This window comes from Rikenella microfusus DSM 15922 (assembly GCF_000427365.1).
Lineage (GTDB): Bacteria > Bacteroidota > Bacteroidia > Bacteroidales > Rikenellaceae > Rikenella > Rikenella microfusus.
The window spans coordinates 2,475,408-2,494,180 of sequence record NZ_KE386488.1 but is presented as its reverse complement, the minus strand read 5'-3'; the positions used below and the strand labels follow the sequence as shown (position 1 = coordinate 2,494,180).

Sequence of the window (18,773 nt, the reverse complement as noted above, 5' to 3'; positions counted from 1 at the left end):
GCCGACACCGGGTAGATGGGACAAATGGTTCTCGGACACATTCGGTATATCAGGTATAGCGTCGGACTCCGAGGAGGAAAGACCGAAATGAAAAACTGCCTACGAAAAATCGCAGGCAGTTTTTCATTCCCGGAACGGTTCCGCCTCCCCCCGTCCCGCTTTGCCACACCGTTTTATATCGCTACGTATGACCCCAGCTTCCACCCCGCTCCCCTACCTGCCCCTGGCCGGAATCGCCATCACGCTGGCCCTCCTGTGTTACACCGTCGGCGTCTGGGGAGAATGGTACCAACGCCGCCTGCGCCGGTGGCATATCGTTTTCTTTGTCCTGGGCCTGTGCGCCGACGCGACCGGGACGGCCCTGATGCGTCCGCTCGCCCGGTCGGGAGACGACATGCACGGCCAAATACATTCCGTTACGGGACTGGCTGCGATCGTCCTGATGCTCATCCATACGCTCTGGGCAATATGGATCTACGCCAAAGGCTCGGAAAACGCCAAACGCCGTTTCAACCGGTTCAGCATCCTGGTCTGGTGCCTGTGGCTGATCCCTTATCTGGGCGGCATATTCATCGGTATGCGGAATCACTGACGCCGGCACCTCCCAAGTGCACGGCCAGCCAAACGCAATCGAACGACGTCCGCAGGACACGGTGACGCCGGTGCGCACCGATCAGGAGGTAATCGCCGGCTTCCAATTCCGTCGTCCGGCCGTCTTCCCACTCCAACACCGCTTCGCCCCGTGCCACCATCACCCATTCGTCCCAAGCCTGGTCGTACCATTCGCCGTTTTCCTGGCCGAACGACATGATACGTTCCACCCGAACCGGCTGTCCGGCCGGTAAAAAAGCAGAGAGAAGCGTATCGAACGCCTCCCTCCCCTCTTCCTGCGTCGATGCCGGAGGCACGATCCCCCGTTTGTCGAACAAGTTTCCCATCGGATTACATCCGATCGTGCAGAATTTCAGCGACCCGTTCGGGTGTCACCTTACCCGACTCGCCGAGGTTCCAGCCCCGTTTGCGGAAACGTTCGACGATAAAATCGACGGTCTGCTCGCCGATCCCGTGCTCCGAAAGCCGGGTTTTCACGCCGAGGCTGCGGAAAAACGCGTCGGTCTTCCCGATCGCCGCCTCTGCCTTCTGTTCGGGCGAACCCGTAACGCCCCACACCCGTTCGGCATACTGCACCAACTTGTCGAATTTCTCCCGGCGCATCACTTTCATCATCCCCGGATATACGATAGCGAGCGTTACCCCGTGGTCCAATCCGTGCAAAGCGGTCAGTTCATGGCCGATCATGTGCGTGGCCCAGTCCTGCGGCACGCCCATCGCGATAAAACCGTTCAGGGCCATCGTCGCCGTCAGCATGAAATTGGCCACCTCGTCGTAACGGTCGTGACGTTCGACCAGTTTCGGCCCCAGTTCGACCAATGTCAGCAACAGCCCCTCGGCCCAACGGTCCATAACCATCGACTGGGTATCGAAAGTGAGATATTGCTCCAACGTATGGGCGAACGAATCCACGATACCGTTCACGATCTGGCGCTGCGGCAGCGAATAGCAGACTTCCGGATCGAGTACCGAAAACAGCGGGTATCCTTTCGGGTTGTGAAAAGCCAGCTTCTCGTTGAACTCCTTGCGCGATACCACGGCCCCGTTGTTCATTTCCGAGCCGGTGGCCGGAAGGGTCAGCACCGTGGCCAACGGCACGGCGTCCGTCGCTTTGGAGGGATCGACCATGAAATCCCACGGGTCGCCTTCGTATTTGAGCGCCGTGGCGATAAACTTGGTACCGTCGATCACCGACCCGCCGCCCACGGCCAGCAGGAAATCCACTCCCTGCTCGCGGGCGAGGCCGATCGCCTGCACCAGGGTTTCGTATTGCGGATTGGGTTCGATTCCGCCGAATTCGACGACCGTCCGGTCCTTCAGGGCTGCTTTCACCTGATCGTACACGCCGTTGCGACGGATACTTCCGCCGCCATAGGTCATCATGATTTTCGCCTCGGCGGGTATTTCGGCCGCGATTTGAGCGATGGTGCCTTTGCCGAAAATCAATTTGGTCGGGTTGCGGAACGTGAAATTATTCATACCGGAAATTGTTTTTGATTTTAATAACAACCGCTAATTTAAGATATTTGCAGCACAATCGTATCTTTTTTCATGCAAAACCGCGCCGATAACCTCACCACGATCGCCGCCCCGGCCACCGGCCCCGGAGGGGCGATCTCCCTGATCCGCCTCAGCGGGCCTCGTGCCATCGCGATCACGGAAAGCATTTTCTCGAAACCGCTGGCCGACGCGGAAGGATATACCGTACATTTCGGCACCATAGCCGACGGCGACCGCCTGCTGGACGAAGCGCTGGTCAGCGTATTCCGTGCACCGCGCTCCTACACGGGCGAAGATATGACGGAAATCGCATGTCACGGTTCCTCTTTCGTCACGCGTGAAATCCTGTCGCTGCTGGTACGCCGGGGAGCAGAACCGGCGACAGCAGGCGAATTTACCCGCCGGGCATTCCTGAACGGCAAACTCGATCTGTCTCAAGCCGAAGCGGTAGCCGACCTGATTGCTTCGGAAAGCGGCGCGGCGCACCGGATCGCCCTGAATCAGATGCGGGGCGGCTATGCCGCCGAACTTACCGTACTCCGGCAAAAATTGCTGCACATCACGTCTTTGCTGGAGTTGGAACTCGATTTTTCGGAAGAGGATGTGGAGTTTGCCGACCGCAGCGAACTGGAAAATTTACTGAACGATATCCATACCCGGTGCCGCACGCTGGCCGGTTCGTTCCGGACGGGCAATGTCCTGAAAAACGGAGTCCCGGTAGCCATCGCAGGCGCTCCGAATGCCGGTAAATCGACGCTCCTGAACCGGTTGCTCGGCGAAGAGCGGGCAATCGTATCGGACATTCCGGGAACGACGCGCGACTTCATCGAAGAGACGATCGTTCTGGCTGGTATCCGTTTCCGTTTCATTGACACGGCGGGTTTACGGCATACGGAAGATGCGGCCGAGGCTTTGGGAATCGGACGTGCCCGGGAACGTATCGGCCGGGCGGCGGTGGTGCTGTTGTTGATTTCCGAACCGTTGTCTGCGGAAGAGGCCGCAGAACGGATTCGCACCCTGCAACTGTCCGGGGAACAGCGACTGATCGTTCTGCTGAACAAGAACGACCTGTGGAACACGGTTCCTTTGTCGGAAAAATTAGCCCCGAAGTACCCCGTACTGAGTATTTCGGCCCGTTCGGGCGACGGTACGGACACTTTGCAGGAAATGCTCGTGCACGCCGTGGCGGATGACATACCGGAAGATACGCTGATCGTCAGCAATATCCGTCATTACGAAGCCTTGATCCACGCATCGGAAGCCCTGGAAGCGGCTACCAAAGGACTCCGCACCGGCCTGTCCGCAGACCTAATCAGCGAAGAGATCAGACAAGTACTGTATCACCTCGGAACGATCACGGGAGAGATCACCACAGACGATATACTGGGCAATATTTTCAGCAAATTCTGCATTGGAAAATGACGGCTTGTAAACAGCCGTAACCAACTATAATCATTTAGAATAAAGTCGCTGTATATCAGCGACTTTATTGTTTTAACACTTTCCAGTCCGTATTTGGAAGTAACGGTTTTTATCCATATTTTTCTATCATATTTCTACCGCGACAGAAATTCACGGTTAGCCCGAATGTCACAATGACGCATTAGTTGACGTGTGTTGACAATGGTTTACATGTGTAGACAAAAAAGGAAATTAAAAAACAGAGAAAATGATATAGAAAATATGGAAGTAAAGAGAATTTGTCAATGGTGCGGCAAACCGTTCATTGCACAGAAAACAACGACCTGTTATTGTAGCCCTCAATGCTCGAAGCGAGGTTACAAACATCGTATCAAGGAGCGCAAAATGGAACTGCACCATATTCAAGAAATGCAGGAGTTACGCTCCAGTCTGGAGAAGCAGGAGTATTTCACGTTCTCGCAGGCTGCCCGATTGATGGGCGTGAGTCGTCAGTACATTTATAAGTTGGTCAAAGAGGACAAACTGAGGGCATCCCGACTCAGCGGAAGAATGGCTCTAGTAAGACGTGCCGACATAGAACTGATGCTCAAAAGCAAACCTTACGAACGATTGGTGGCTAAAAGTGATTTCGACATCACCGAGTATTACACCGCCGAAGAGATTGCCGAAAAATATAAGGTCAATGCCAAATGGGTGTGGACTTATACACGGCAACACAAAGTTCCGAAAGTGCGCATCCGCCAGTTCAACTATTACAGCAAGAAACATATTGATGCCGCCTTTGCCAAATATGAGGTGGATTCCGACCTGACCGAATGGTACACGCCCGAAGAGATTCAGGAGAAATACGGCATGACACGTGTCGCCATCCGTTCGCAGGTGTATCGGAACAATATCCCCTCCAAGAAAGAGCACGGACAAATCTACTACTCCAAACTCCACTTTGACCTATCAAAGACTTCGGAACAGGAGAGCAAAGCTGAATACTATACAGTCAAAGAGGCTCTGGAGAAATTCAAGCTCACTCGTGACTCGGTTTATGGGATTCTGCAATTCCATCAAATCAACCGTGAGAAGAACGGACGTTTTGTCAGATTCCTGAAAGTGGAGTTTGACCGGGTGATGGGTGTCCGCAAATAGTTTAATTTATGACTATCCGTAAATTATTCCAAAATTAATCTCCGCTGAGGGTTATCTGCATGGTTACATTACAGAGATTTGCCGACAAGTTAGTATCAACCATAAAAATATGTATTATGCATGAATGTAAAACAGTAACATTAAGGACACGTCCACTAAAAGGCAGGATGATGTCTTTCTATCTGGATTATTATCCGGGGTATCGAGACAAAGAGACAATGAAAGTTATCCGTCATGAATCGCTTGGTATTTATATCTATGCCAATCCGAGGAACAAACGTGAACAGAATTTCAACGAGGTAATGACCGAGAAAGCCGAAGCCATCCGTTGCCGCAGGTTTGAATCGGTTGTCAATGAACGGTATGACTTCTTTGACAAGTACAAGCTCAAGGCAGACTTTCTGAAGTATTATCGCAAACAGCTCCATAAGCATGACCAGAAATGGGAGTTCGTCTATCTCCATTTCAGTAACTTCGTACATGGCAAATGTACCTTTGAGAAGATTGATATAGATCTATGCAACAAGTTTCGAAAATACTTGCTTACGGCTAAGAAACTGAGACGTAACGGACCTATCACACGGAACTCAGCATCAGGATATTGGTCTACCTTTAGAGGATTCCTGAAAATCCTCTATCGCAATGGAATGATAAAGACCAATGTCAATGATTTTCTGGATAAGATTGAGACGGAGGATGTTGTCAAGGAGTATCTGTCTGTAGAAGAATTATACAAGTTGGCTGAAACACCTTGTAAAAAACCTATTCTAAAAACAGCTTCTCTATTCTCTTGTATGACCAGTCTGCGTATCAGCGATATTCTTGTTTTATGTTGGGAAGATATTGTGGACTATTCTGCCGGTGGGAAATGCGTACATATCATTACGCAGAAGAACAAGGCAGAAGACATCATCCCTATCAGCGAGGAAGCCTTGGAACTGATAGACTACAGTTCCGAAAAGAAAGGTTTGGTATTCAAGGGGCTGATGCGCAGCTGGACACAAATACCGATGAAAGAGTGGATTCGTTCTGCCGGAATTACCAAGAATATCACATTCCATTCATACCGTAGAACGTTTGCCACGCTGCAAGCTGCTGCAGGAACGGACATCCGAACCATACAGAGCATTATGGCTCACAAAAGTATCACCACAACCCAGCGGTATATCAAAGTAGTTGATGCAAACAAACGGGAAGCCAGCAAGAAAATTACCCTGACACGGCAAGACTGACAGCTGTTTCGTCCTCGATTTTTACGGTCAGAATATGATTTTTTACCTGAGATCATATTCTGACCATGATATTTAGCATGATACGTGGTAACTATCAATCTCTTTATTGCAACTATCTGGAATATCGACTATATCTTTAGCACGAAACGATTCCAAATACTTGCAGACCATGACGAATAAAAAACAGACTCAGACTAAAAAGATAAGTTTTATCCTCGCACTGTCCGTTATCATTTATGCGGCCATAGATACTTATCTTTTCCTTTGTCATGACATCAATATCATGCGTATAACGACTCCAGTCATCCTTGGACTGGTAATAGCTATCATATTGTGCGGACTCCTGCAGAAGTTTTTTTATAGATGGTTGATAAAGAATCCCATCTGCTTCTCTTTTGGCGAACAGCTCTCCTATGCGGCAGAGCCAGAGAATATCATAGAAATTAATGATGCACCTGAAGCATTGCCCATCGGACAACCAATGGATTCGCCTGAACAGGAGTGTCCTCCGTCTCAACATTCAAATCAGGATTCGGTCAATTCCGATTGTCCCGAAGCTTCTCATTTGGCTAAATATGATGTCATATTGGAAAAACTTAAAAAGAGAGAAATTGAAAGGCAAGCGGAAATAATGGATGCTATTCGGGAATATGTAACCATCAAAACAGCCCCATATCTTGCTAAAGAGGCTATCGCCATCCTTATTTCCAACATTGAGTACATGGCTTGCGACCAACCTGATTTGTATAAGCCGATTCGTTCCAACATAGACAATCCGCTGAGGTCACCGGGACTTCGCCATCTCGCATGGAATATAGGTGAACGTTTGGAGGTATCATTGGCAAAAAGAGCCGTTTTTATCAAGGTTTCATTTCCATACGAACTTGAAAAGGCGACTCTTGAATATCTCAGACTTAATTTACGGGATAATGTTCCAAGCCAGATTCCTATTGATGTACCCGATAAGGGCGATTATCGTTTCCATTTAGATACAGCCCATGATGATTCACAATAAAAAATGTATGCAGACGAAATAATTAATCTGGTCTGTATTGTTCTGCAAGGTTTCATTGAGTTGGTTCGCAGCATGTTAAACGATCAAAAGAATCATAATATGGGAAAAGACCAACTGACATTCAACGACCTGCCGACAGTGGTAGGCGAATTGTACAATCGGATTGCAAGTATGGAAAATCTGCTGACAGAAAAACTATCCAAGCAGCATGAAGCCAAAGAGAACACGCATGTCCCTATGACCGTACAAGAAGCATGCGCCTATCTTAAAATGCCGTTATCGACCTTCTATTATAAGGTCAAAAAGGACGATATTCCGGTTATCAAACAAGGAAAGCATCTCTATATCTATCGGGACGAATTGGATAGATGGTTGGAATCCTCTCGAAAGAATCCGGCTCCACAAAGTTTCGAGGAAGAGAACGAAGCCATGCTCGCTTCCCATCGCCGTAAACCGAACCCAAAGAACTGGTAATTATGGAAAAGGTGGATAATACGTCTCCTTCACGTGAAGAGTTAGCCGTTTATATGGAGGAGTCAATAGTAAGTGTGACGAATGCATACGAACAGTCGCCTGTGGTGCTGATGGTGGACGATGCTGTTATCGGCACATTGGGAAACTTCAGTGCTTCCATCGGAAAAGTCAAAAGCAAGAAAACTTTCAACGTCTCGGCCATTGTCGCATCGGCATTGAGTGACAGCACCGTACTTCATTATAGGGCTATATTTCCAGATAACAAACGGAAGATTCTCTACATCGACACAGAACAGGGGCGGCATCATTGCCAGCAGGTTTTGAAACGCATCTTACGCTTGGCGGAACTGCCGGAAGACAAAAAGCCGGATAATCTGCTCATGCTGGCTCTGCGTAAGTTCTCCCCTAAGATACGTCTGTTAATAGTCGAACAGGCTATTGACACAATACCGGATTTAGGACTGGTGGTCATTGATGGCATCCGCGATTTTCTTTACGACATCAATTCTCCCGGTGAATCTACCGACATCATTTCCAAATTCATGCAGTGGACGAATGACAGGCAGATACACATCCATACCGTCCTGCATCAGAACAAGAATGATGAACATGCCCGTGGACACATCGGCACAGAACTCAACAACAAGGCGGAAACCATCATGCAGGTCGAAGTGGATAAAGAGGACAAGAGCATAAGCGTAGTCGAAGCCGTGCATATCCGTGACCGTGAGTTTGAACCTTTCGCTTTCCGCATAAACGAGGAAACTCTCCCCGAACTGGTAGAGCCTTATCTGTCCAAAGAGAAGAAAATCGGGCGACTATCCAAAGAACCGTTCGATCCGGACAAGGAGATTCCAAAGAATGTACATCGTCCAGCATTGGATGCCACTTTTGCCAATGGCAACATCGGCAACTACAATGATTATCTGGAACAACTGAAAGAGGGGTACAGATTGCAGGGTGTAAAACTCGGTTATAACAAAGCAGTCAAAGTTTCCAAATTTCTAAGAAACAAACGAATTGTAATAAAAGTGGGGAAAGAGTATCAAATCAATCCCGAATATCATTATTAACGTAAACCACTTCATTTAGGTGCATAATAATTGATAAAATGCAAGGCATTGAGAATGAGGACGACAGGAGTTTACTTGGGTAAATGACTTAGTCCGAATTCCGAAAATAACGCCGCAGTTTGCAATTATTACACACCGGAAACTTTACTTTATTGTCGGGGCGTATATATTAGGAATAAAGAAAGTAGTCAGGGATTGCTGTACGAGGTATTCATTCTCTCCCCTCTTTTAGAGGAATTTTTACTTCCAGTCATCTGCCGATTCTATATATACATCCGATATGGCTTGTCAGGAAGCATCAACAGGTATCTGTTGCAAGATATGCCAAGGTATAACCTCACTACGTTACGGTTGTACATTGGCGCTCTCGCCTGCTCAGTTCCCTCACTGATGCGGTACTCGCAAGCTCGCACCTATTCAAACATTATAAAACGATTCAAATGAAAGAAGATATTAAAAATACATCGAACTCCTCGAAAGAAACCAGAAACGTCTTCATCGGGGCAAAAGTCACTCCTACCCAGAAAGAGTATATAAAATCACAGGCCGAGCAATGCGGTATGACAGTAAGCGATTACTTGCTTACCCGTGCATACAATTACCAGCCCAAGGCGAGACTCACGAAAGAAGAAGTAGACCTGCTGCAAAATCTGGATAATTGTCGGTCAGACCTTATAAAATACACCTCCGCACTCCACGGAATGTCCACAAAGCAACGCATGGCAATGTTCAATCAGATTCCGTTCATGGTCGGTTGGCTCAAGGAACTTGGCAATGTAGCCGAAAGCGTCTGCCAGTTCCTGAATGCGGTAAAAGAGAAGAACAAGATTCCGTTTAATCCCAACACCGAAGAAGAATGATTGCAAAAGCCAAAGCTATATCGCACGGAATAAACGACCTTCGTTACATTACCGGCGAATCAAAGCACAAGAAACATCCGGAGAAAATCTATCGGGTATTGGACAACCTGTTACCCTCTGAACCGGACGCTATGGGGATATGGAACTCCATGCAGTTGACCCTATCCCAACATCGACAGATAAAGAATTCTGTCATCAGAATCGAGTTGAGTCCGTCTCCTGAACATACCCGGTTCTTCGACATTGAGGACTGGCAAAAGCTCTGGCAGGATTTTGCGGAAGAGTTCGACAAACAAATGATTACCGGCAAGGATGGAAAAGTCCGTTCCTGTCCGACCAATTTGGCAGGCAGCAAATACTCGGTCTGGCTGCATACGGAATCCAAAGGTGAAGTCCCCCATCTCCATGCTGCGGTTTGCCGTTTGGATGAAAATGGCAACATCAACAATGACCACAACATTCATCTTCGTGCACAACGTGCAGCGGAACAAGTGGCTAAAAAGCGAGGCTGGACGACTGCGGCACAAATCCGAAATCACAACATTCCACAAGTAAACAAGGACTGCATGGAGGTGTTAAGAGCGATGCCATTGTGGTCATGGGATGAGTACAAAAATGCTCTTGCACAGAAAGGCTACACAGTACATGAACGGAAAGACAAGAAAGGTACTCTTCGTGGCTATGCACTCGTGAAAGGAAATACCAAATACAAGGCTTCTGAATTGGGAATCGGCAAGAAACCTGATGATCTCGAAACTTCCTGCGACATGGGAAAAACTGCACCATCAGTCAACGACTGTCATTAAGAACAATACTACCCAAGCCATTCAACAGGCAACGGCACATAAGGAAGCCACTATTGACTATACCCAATATCGCGCAGACCGCCCGGATATGATTCCATATACCCTCAATCATCAAGGCGAGGAACACAGATTCTATATTCCGGGAAAAGTGCTCGACTGCTTTAATGACGAGTTCGATTACAGATTTGTTTCCAACTGTCAGGAACTTACCGATATGGCTGTGGCTGTTTTTGTCGGACTGCTCGAAACGCCGAATGTGGCAACCGGCGGAGGTGGCGGAGGTTCACAAAGCGACCTTCCGTGGAGAGATAAAGACGAAGACGATATACAATGGGCTCGCAGATGCGCCCGTGCTGCCAATCGTTTGTTAGGGAAGAAACCGAAAACAGGACTAAAACGATAAGCCTATGAAGCCAAACATGAAAAAGAAATTCGATTTTTCCGCAGAAATGAGTGAAGTGGAATCCATAAAAACCACTCCAAAAAAATGAATATCTGGAAGAAGAAAAACGGCTGCTCGATGTAAACGTCAAGGAACTTGCCAAGCTAAATGATAACGTTCATTACATGATTACAAATCTGGTAAATCTGCTTGATTTTCTACGGGAGTATAAACTGGCTATTGCACAACAGACGCAGGAGCAAGCTGAAAAATTCGGGCAATCTGTCCTTGATAAGTTCCTTCACCAAATTCAAAACAAATGTAATGAAACTGAACAGAAAGTCCGTAAGGCTGACAGCTATATTTTTATACCGCATACGGTATTCTACATCTTGATTATCATGTTAGTTACTCTATCTTCTTTTTTCATAAGCATCATAGTAGCCAATGCAGAGATTTTGCACTCAGCATTGATTGGTAAGGCTGTTATTTGTTGTACTTTCATTGCTGTTTTAGGAATCAGCATAACGGTAATTATACAGAAGTTTTTGGACAGAGATAAATAAAAGAAAAGTCTCAATCGAACAAGATTGCTACCGATTGAGACTTTATTTTGTATTATGTCAGAAAACAACTATCTACTCCCCTTGTTCTAACGCCCCTCTGATTTGCTTATCAAAATCAGAATCAATAAGTTGAGTACGATTAAAAATATCATATTCCTGTTCCGCCTTAGCTTTTGCCTGAGCAGCAGAAATACGCCCTTTGTCCGGCAAAATCTGATAATCCATAAATGAAAGGAATTTAGTTACACTTTTAGAAAATTGCTCCATATTGAAAGTGTTCCGACGCCTAATAAGGTTCTCAATATAATCGAAGAACGCAGATACAGCAAGTTCCAATTCCTTTATCTTTTTCTCTGGCAGATAGTTCTTTGCTATAGTAACATCAGATTTCAAGACACGTCCATTGGGAGAGTTCTTCCAAGTAGTTAAACCCATGTGTTCTTTGGTATGATCCGCACTGTGATATACAATTTCTGCTGCCGTCTGCCCCATAATTGCGTAATGAAAACAATTTTGGATCATCGCATAAAAATCGTGTGTTATTGGAGAATTCTTGTCATAGTCAATGCTGCATTCAGCATATATATCCGTAATCTTCTGCCAAATCCGACGTTCACTGGCACGGATGGAACGTATTCGTTCAAGCAACTCCTGAAAATAATCCTGCCCGAATACAGTCTCTCCTTGCTTCAAACGGTCATCATCGAGAACAAATCCCTTTTTAATATATTCATTCAGGATTTTCGTAGCCCATTGACGGAAACGAGTGGCTTGTAATGAATTAACACGATAACCAACCGAGATAGCAGCATCAAGGTTGTAAAACTGTGTATTGTATATTTTGCCATCTTCGGCAGTATGTGCAAATTTTGCACATACTGAATCCTGCTGTAACTCAGCAGACTCAAATATATTTTTGAGATGCTTGGAAACAACAGTCCTATCCACGCCAAAAAGTTGAGCCATCGCTTTCTGCGTACACCAAAGAGTTTCATCTCTGATGATTACCTGCACCTTTCCTTCCTCTTCCGGAAGATTGTATAATATGAATTGAATATCTTTAGGCATATATTTATATTTTTAGCCTTTACAATTACTAATGTTTTTACACAATTCCACTATCATAAAAACTACAAAAATATCTTCCGATAAATGTTCTCTAGTTCACACATTACACTCTAATCTAACGACTCTGGTTCATCTTCAGTCGATTCTGTTGTACTTGCGTCAAAAGTTAGAAACACCTCAAGAAAAGCCGTTTCTCTATAAAAGTAATTAGGGTTATCCATCAACTTATCTTCCATAAAATGGAAACCCCAATTAGCATACTCTTCCATCGTTTGCATTAAAGCATCAACCGCTTTACGAGGTGTTACTAGACCTTTATCAAGCGCTATAAAATCAAAATCAGTTTTAGCGACTAATGCTGTAAAAATAAACTCCTTCAATTTAGGATAGGCTTTTCTTCCTTTTACCGAATCAATATTACCCCAATATTGAATAGGTTGTCCTAACGATTTAATTTTCGTGCTATCATCTATGAGTTTTCGCCTCTGGTCGTAATATAGACCAATAAAAAATGCTATGATGAAAACTTCGTAACCAGCACCAAACAGTTTTCCCTTGGCCTCTCCTAATGTGGTTACACCTTTACCATAATCACTGAAGTTCTTAATGATAGAGTCTTCAAACCGTTTCTCCCAATTTGGATTACGTTTTGCCCATAAATCATATAGTTTCTCTGCCATAATCTATTTAATTCTTTCGGTTATTGTTCTAATAGTTGACAAATCTTCTTCATCATATCCTGGAGCTTTCTGTATACGATAAACAGAGCAAGAAAGCTGATTTATCTTATCAAAATCAAGTTCTCGCTTTTCCGTGTCCCTATCATATCTCAACAGGTCTTTCGTAAAGATAACGCATTGCTTATCAATATTATCAATAATATTATAGAATATATCCTCTTTGAATTCTCCAAACGATGAAGTCGGAGCATCAAAAATCAACGGATAATCTTCATCCCTCTTAAGCGTAGTAATCTTTGATATAGCGAAAAGGACAGACATGTACATCGTGGTCTTTTGAGCACCACCTGGATTAGCTATTAAGGTATCATTAGAGCTATATAAGTTTATTCGTGCTGAACCGTCTGCGGTTCCTTTTATCTTAATAACGCCACGAAAATCATCAGCATTGAGCTTCTTAAGATATATATTAGCCTGTTCTTCAAGTGTTTGAATAAATTCTTCTACATTTCTATTCTTTGCCGCCTCAAACGCTTTCATGATTCGTTCAAACGTAATATGAACTTTCTGATAAACTCTTACAATTCCATTTGATGGGACTATCTGATTTTGTTGCTCTTTTAGTTCCTGCTTTTTGGCCTCTAACACTTCAAGTTCATGATTCAATTCTTGGAGATCTAATGATGCTCGCTTACTACTATCAGAAAGGCCTTTAAAATCCTTAAAGTTCTTGATAAGCATCTCCTCAGTAAGATCAGGCGTTTGAATAAGAAGCTGCATTTTTGCATCTTCTGCCTCAGTCAGGTCTTTATTTACTCTTTCCAAATCCTGCTTTCTGCTTTGCACAAAAGATAACCTATCGGCAATAACGGTTGCCAGCCCCATCAATTCCTGCTCTGTATCACCACTCAACTGGATGCTACGTGTATGCAGCTCATTTATGTATGTGTTCTCAAAGAGAGGCTTAACTGGAGCCTCTTGCTGTTGAGCCACCTCTGATTCTTTACGAATATGATCAAGATACTCATTAAGTTTATTAACCATAAAGTTATATGCGTCGCTTCCTTTTTCTGCAGGTCGATCACAAACCTTACAGATCTCATCATCAATCATCTCCTGCATAGTCTCTTTATCAGGAAGATTCCACGGGAGAGGTGTGGCATCATTGGCCAATTTCTGGATTTCCTTTATTGCTTCTTGTTTTCCCTTCTCTATAGCAATTCTTTCGTCCTCTGCCTTTTGTAATTTTCTCTTCGCGCGACTAAGAGCTGCAATTTTTTTCTGGTATTCGCTTAAAATAGACGGAAATGCTCTAAGGATCCACATATCATCCAGCAGCATGGCGTTATAGTCTAGATTGATATAACCCATCAGTCTACGCTGTTCTATTTTTTTCTGCTCAATTCGAGCATTTATATCCTGTAAATTTTCACAAGCATCCTGATTCTCCTCCAGAACTCTTAATCTGGTTTCATAGTCTGATACAGCTTTCTCTTTGATACTAATGTCATGGCGAACATCAGAAATAGCAGATTGCACTTTACTCAATTCATATTCAAGTCGCTTAATAACCTCCTCCTGCTTTTTATCTTTTTTTAACTCTTTGGTAACTAAGTTATCAGATTGTTGCTCAAAATACGTAGTCAACTCAACAAGATTATCGAATTGTTTGATTCCAGAAAATGTGTCAACCAACGTCTTAAGAGCAGTATTATTATCAAAAACATTTAACTCTCGCTCCCCTTTGAATAAGCAATATCGGCGTATTACAGTATCAAAACAGGATTCTAATAATATCTTTCCGTCTCGCTTATACCTTTCTGATCCAACAATCTCATATCCAACAAAAGAAAAATCTCTTGTTCTAACAGATCCATTAGTATCTTTTTCGAAAATGAATTTTTTACAAATTTCCTTTTCTCCACTATGGTCAAAAGTCATAGTTACAGATACCTCATCACTATCGCCAATCCCCATCTCGGCTTTGCACATCTCGGATATATTACTTTCGCTTTTATTATCCTTACTAGTATCAAATAACCACTCTAAAGCTTCGAAGAAGGTTGTTTTGCCGTCACCATTATCTCCAATAACAAGGGTTAAGCCATCCGACAGTTCAAAACAATTTTCACCGTAATAGCTGCGGAAATTCTTTATAATAATTTTATTTAGTTTCATATGCTAGAGGTAAGATAATTAGACACCTGAGTATATATTTCTTTAGGGGTGTATTGATTCTCATTCCCATCAATAATCATGGCAACAGCACGTATTGTGGCATTTTCAGAATCAAGAGCGTCTGCAACTGTTTCATCTCCAGTTGGTGTATACTCGCCCAATTCGGCAAGTTTAGGATCGGCCAATACTGCTTGCAGTATTCTGTCTCCATTTGTGTAATGAGTAGCCATAGTAGTATCAATTAAAAAGTGATATTTGATATCGATTTAATACATCATCTAAAATATTTAGTGTGTCATTACAATTCTCGGAAAGGAGTGCAAAATCTCGGACTCGTTTTACTTCGGTTGAGACTAAACTCTTTTCCAACTCATAGCATTCATGATCGAAATTCACGCCTGGGATTACTACAAGATCATGAATAACAGCATATCGTTTATCTTTATGTGTTCTCAGCACACGGCCTCGGCGCTGAATAAACTGCCTAGGATTTCCCGTGCTGGCACAAAAGATTGCTAATTCGCTACGTGGTACGTCAACACCTTCGTCCAAACACTTCATTGACGTTAAAACATCAATATTCCCATTCGCAAAATCAAACAACATTGAATCACGGTCAATGGATTCTGATGTAAATTGACGTACAACTATATGCGGGTCAATATCTCTTACGATACGCGTATATTCATCAATAAGATGCAGTGTATCTTCATCATCCTTAATTACTTCTACCGTATCGAAAATATCTGCAGTTTGATCATCTAATTGGTTCCCCTCAGGAACATATACTAACGTATATTTTAAAGAACCGGTTTTATTTAGATGATCTTTTAATATTGCTTCAAATTCTTTCTTCTTATTTTCTGCTTTATGTATAATTTGCTTTCGTTTCAGTAAAAGTTGTTTTAAGATTTCTCGACTATCGTCATCAATCCTATTAATGATTTTTGCAATTTTTTTTGATAACTCAATGTACTGGCTCATTTCATCTTGAGTCAATTCCACTAGATGAGGATAATAATAATATTTACACAATGCTTTGTTTCTAATGGCCTCTGCCATTGAGTACTCAAAAGTGAATTCTTTATCGCATCCAAAGAATGACATTAATTGCAAATTTCCTTCTTCATCAAACTGTCGCTCAGGTGTAGCAGACAGTCCTATTCGTCGCAAATATTTAATATCGTTCAATCGTTTTGCAACAAGCCCTCCTCCCATGTTGTGAGCCTCGTCAGCAATAAGCAACAATTTAGCCTTTGGGAATTGATTTAATTCCAAAAAATTGGCTGGTCGAATAAAAGATGCATATGTAGAAATAATCACATACGATAATTTGTTGTTTGGATCTGACAATTCCAACATTCGTATGTTTGCCAGCGAGATCTGCCACCCTCCGTATTTGGAGCAGACCTTGATTACATTGCCAAAATTAAATTTTTCACATTCTTTTTCCCACTGTTCAACAAGTGTAATAGTTGGAACTAATATAAGTGCTTTATAATAACCAAGTTTCTTATAAATTTCAAGTAGACAGTTTAAGGATGTAATAGTTTTGCCTGTACCTGTTGCCATAGCAAACAATCCTTTCTGTTTGTTATCTTTCCAGTTCTCAAAAGCCTGTACTTGATAGTCTCTTGGTCCAGATGAATATGGGAAATGTGGCTCATGGTTTTTCAAAACATCTACTTTGTATTTTCCCTCCTTGAGCTTATCAATAATTACCTCCAATCGCTCTTTGGCATTATCCAAAGCTTTGGTAATACGTTTAGAGACATTTTGTGAATACTGATTCCTTAAAATATTATATTCGGATTCAAGCAGTTCGGATATAGATTTATCTGGATAATTCTCTGTAATATGAGTCTTAATCTTGTCTGCCGATAAATAAACTACAGTGTCATCTCTCTCTTGAAAGACTTTCTCAAAATCATCCTTTATATATTTGATCTTAGCAGCATCTACATCGCCGTCCCAATCACATGAAACGGTCAGACTTTCTATATTGTCCACCAATGCAGTCCGAGAAAAATTACACGAACCATCAAATCCAACGTCATTAATACCATCAGAGAATATGCCTGACTTGGTATGCGATATGCCAATACCATTCTTAGGTGCTATAATTTTAATATCAAGACGATTATGCCGTATGAGCCATGCTAAACAGTTGAAGAAATGATTATCTCTTTCTGATAATGTTTCTTTAATCTTTCGAATGTCTGACACATCAAAATAAGGTATTTCAACATCACTAGTCCCATCTGCAATAGCATTCTTATCTTCTTCAGTTAAGATGTCATTAACTATAAGCCTCATCTTTCCTCCATTATAAAGGAATACAGCGAATCCATTCGAGAGTACGTTTATTGCTGATGAAGAAAAGAACCCGAGCATAAGATCAAAATGCGTTGTATTACACAAACAATCGGAGAAGAAACCTATGGGTTCCCACTCTGTACGCGATTTGTATCTCCGATGTTTAGGCCATATGATATCTGATTTGAGCATACTCTATGTCTACCTGTTGATAATATATTTATTTAATTCCTCTTCAACGCAATCTATTGAAATATTTTTAACTAACGCATACCTGCTATAAAGATCCTTTTTATCTTTATCTTTAAGCAGACCATGATTAAAAATATAAACAAACAGATATTTTAACAATATTTGATTATTTACTAACATCCTTTTTGATGAAGGGTCCCATATAATCTTAGTCCAAGGCTCTTTTGATACATCCCTATTTAATTTTGAAAATACTATGAGTATATCTTTAATAGATATTTCATTATTCTCCGAACATATATAAGAAATAGACTTTATCATTTGAAGCAAAGCGACAGGTCTAAATATAATATTTCCTCCATTTATAGGATCTCTATACTTCTCTGCAGCCGTTAATGGATTTTTATGTATAAAATCCTCTACTTCAGAGAATACACCAACCATTAAATTCCAAAAGTCGTTTAAGAATTTGATATATCTTAATATTATCTCTTCATCAGGTCTGCTTCTTAGAAAATCTTTTAACTTAGTTTTACTTATTATCTTCTTATAATAAAAGATCTGAAATAACTCGACATTACATTCATACAAAGTAATTAGTGAAGTAAAAGAACTTTTATCATTTACCGGGATAGACTTAGTATTAGTAGCTTTTATACGATCATCAGTAAACAAGACATGGGTTTCGAGCAATTCTCGCGTAGCAATTGCCACAATATCATCTTCATCTAAAGCTATAATATCTCCTAATTTAACAGGCTTTGCATACCTATTAAGAGTCGAGAAGATTCGTCTAGACTTTTTCATGCCTGCATCACTGGTACTATGACCGATTAATATCACACTTATCATCTCAGTAGCAAGTGCTGGATTCTTTTTAATCGCCTCTTTAATCCCCTCAACACGATGTTGTCCGTCGACTGGAAATATCTTCTCCTTACCATTGAGATGTAATATGCCAACATTTGGGAACTCATTGTCATCAAGTTCAAATCTAATCTCTGTCCATTGAGGTTCCCCATCATACACGGCTAAAACCAATGCATTAAAGAAACGATCATCTCTGTCCAGAATATATTGTTTAATCTTTCCACTATTATCTGTAAGGGATCGTTGAAGCCTATCTTTCAACGTTTTAGAAGTATATATCTCATTGCCAACTTTTCTATCAACCAATTCATTAATTTGCTGAAAAGAAAAATTCGCAGAATAGTAAACTGTATTACCTATTTTCCCTCTTATTGCCGGAATATTCAT

Annotated in this window: 16 protein-coding genes and 2 pseudogenes; 10 read left to right on the top strand and 8 right to left on the bottom strand. The window is 42.7% G+C overall.

Going from position 1 to position 18,773, the window contains the following annotated elements; all coding sequences use genetic code 11:
- Nucleotides 1-187: 187 nt before the first annotated feature.
- Nucleotides 188-592 (top strand): HsmA family protein, encoded by a 405-nt coding sequence (locus RIKMI_RS0111420; protein WP_037291936.1) that lies wholly within the window; start codon nucleotides 188-190, stop codon nucleotides 590-592.
- On the opposite strand, the gene RIKMI_RS14040 is transcribed toward RIKMI_RS0111420, so the two are convergent.
- On the bottom strand, nucleotides 570-938 hold the full coding sequence (locus RIKMI_RS14040; RefSeq protein WP_037291934.1) for a cupin domain-containing protein: 369 nt from the start codon (nucleotides 936-938) through the stop codon (nucleotides 570-572). The two genes, RIKMI_RS0111420 and RIKMI_RS14040, sit on opposite strands and share 23 nt — an antisense overlap.
- A 4-nt stretch (nucleotides 939-942) precedes the next feature.
- Nucleotides 943-2,091, bottom strand: coding sequence for an iron-containing alcohol dehydrogenase (locus RIKMI_RS0111410; RefSeq protein ID WP_027291718.1), 1,149 nt, complete (start codon nucleotides 2,089-2,091; stop codon nucleotides 943-945).
- Nucleotides 2,092-2,163: 72 nt separating this feature from the next.
- Between RIKMI_RS0111410 and mnmE the strand changes: the two genes are divergently transcribed.
- The 9 genes and pseudogenes from mnmE to RIKMI_RS14030 all read left to right on the top strand — a co-directional run bounded on the left by mnmE (nucleotide 2,164) and on the right by RIKMI_RS14030 (nucleotide 11,082).
- Entirely contained in the window at nucleotides 2,164-3,534 is a 1,371-nt protein-coding gene (mnmE, locus tag RIKMI_RS0111405) for a tRNA uridine-5-carboxymethylaminomethyl(34) synthesis GTPase MnmE (RefSeq protein WP_027291717.1), read from the top strand.
- A gap of 261 nt (nucleotides 3,535-3,795) precedes the next feature.
- The gene (locus tag RIKMI_RS0111400; protein ID WP_027291716.1) at nucleotides 3,796-4,674 is read left to right on the top strand and encodes a helix-turn-helix domain-containing protein; all 879 of its coding nucleotides are present in this window, start codon (nucleotides 3,796-3,798) and stop codon (nucleotides 4,672-4,674) included.
- 116 nt (nucleotides 4,675-4,790) lie between these two features.
- On the top strand, nucleotides 4,791-5,906 hold the full coding sequence (locus tag RIKMI_RS0111395; RefSeq protein ID WP_027291715.1) for a tyrosine-type recombinase/integrase: 1,116 nt from the start codon (nucleotides 4,791-4,793) through the stop codon (nucleotides 5,904-5,906).
- A 169-nt stretch (nucleotides 5,907-6,075) separates the two neighbouring features.
- Nucleotides 6,076-6,921, top strand: coding sequence for a hypothetical protein (locus RIKMI_RS0111390; protein ID WP_027291714.1), 846 nt, complete (start codon nucleotides 6,076-6,078; stop codon nucleotides 6,919-6,921).
- Between the two features lie 99 nt (nucleotides 6,922-7,020).
- Nucleotides 7,021-7,395: a helix-turn-helix domain-containing protein gene (locus RIKMI_RS0111385; RefSeq protein WP_027291713.1), complete on the top strand. Its 375-nt coding sequence runs from the start codon at nucleotides 7,021-7,023 to the stop codon at nucleotides 7,393-7,395.
- A gap of 2 nt (nucleotides 7,396-7,397) precedes the next feature.
- The gene (locus tag RIKMI_RS0111380; RefSeq protein WP_027291712.1) at nucleotides 7,398-8,468 is read left to right on the top strand and encodes an AAA family ATPase; all 1,071 of its coding nucleotides are present in this window, start codon (nucleotides 7,398-7,400) and stop codon (nucleotides 8,466-8,468) included.
- 440 nt (nucleotides 8,469-8,908) lie between these two features.
- Nucleotides 8,909-9,328 (top strand): plasmid mobilization protein, encoded by a 420-nt coding sequence (locus RIKMI_RS0111375; protein WP_027291711.1) that lies wholly within the window; start codon nucleotides 8,909-8,911, stop codon nucleotides 9,326-9,328.
- Nucleotides 9,325-10,537: pseudogene (locus RIKMI_RS14035) on the top strand (relaxase). Before RIKMI_RS0111375 ends, RIKMI_RS14035 begins: the two are co-directional and overlap by 4 nt.
- Nucleotides 10,538-10,553: 16 nt before the next feature.
- A pseudogene (locus tag RIKMI_RS14030) lies at nucleotides 10,554-11,082 on the top strand (hypothetical protein).
- Nucleotides 11,083-11,154: 72 nt separating this feature from the next.
- Here the strand turns inward: RIKMI_RS14030 and RIKMI_RS0111360 are convergent.
- The 6 genes from RIKMI_RS0111360 to RIKMI_RS14025 form a co-directional block, all read right to left on the bottom strand.
- Nucleotides 11,155-12,150, bottom strand: a complete 996-nt coding sequence (locus RIKMI_RS0111360) for a virulence RhuM family protein (RefSeq protein ID WP_027291710.1) — start codon at nucleotides 12,148-12,150, stop codon at nucleotides 11,155-11,157.
- A 110-nt stretch (nucleotides 12,151-12,260) separates the two neighbouring features.
- Nucleotides 12,261-12,833 (bottom strand): hypothetical protein, encoded by a 573-nt coding sequence (locus RIKMI_RS0111355; protein ID WP_027291709.1) that lies wholly within the window; start codon nucleotides 12,831-12,833, stop codon nucleotides 12,261-12,263.
- Nucleotides 12,834-15,008: an AAA family ATPase gene (locus RIKMI_RS0111350; protein WP_027291708.1), complete on the bottom strand. Its 2,175-nt coding sequence runs from the start codon at nucleotides 15,006-15,008 to the stop codon at nucleotides 12,834-12,836.
- On the bottom strand, nucleotides 15,005-15,238 hold the full coding sequence (locus RIKMI_RS14685) for a hypothetical protein (protein WP_084135282.1): 234 nt from the start codon (nucleotides 15,236-15,238) through the stop codon (nucleotides 15,005-15,007). The genes RIKMI_RS0111350 and RIKMI_RS14685 overlap by 4 nt, the downstream gene beginning before the upstream one ends.
- Before the next feature lie 7 nt (nucleotides 15,239-15,245).
- Entirely contained in the window at nucleotides 15,246-17,516 is a 2,271-nt protein-coding gene (locus tag RIKMI_RS0111340; protein ID WP_027291707.1) for a DEAD/DEAH box helicase family protein, read from the bottom strand.
- 9 nt (nucleotides 17,517-17,525) lie between these two features.
- Nucleotides 17,526-18,773: a DNA sulfur modification protein DndB gene (locus RIKMI_RS14025; protein WP_051214524.1), complete on the bottom strand. Its 1,248-nt coding sequence runs from the start codon at nucleotides 18,771-18,773 to the stop codon at nucleotides 17,526-17,528.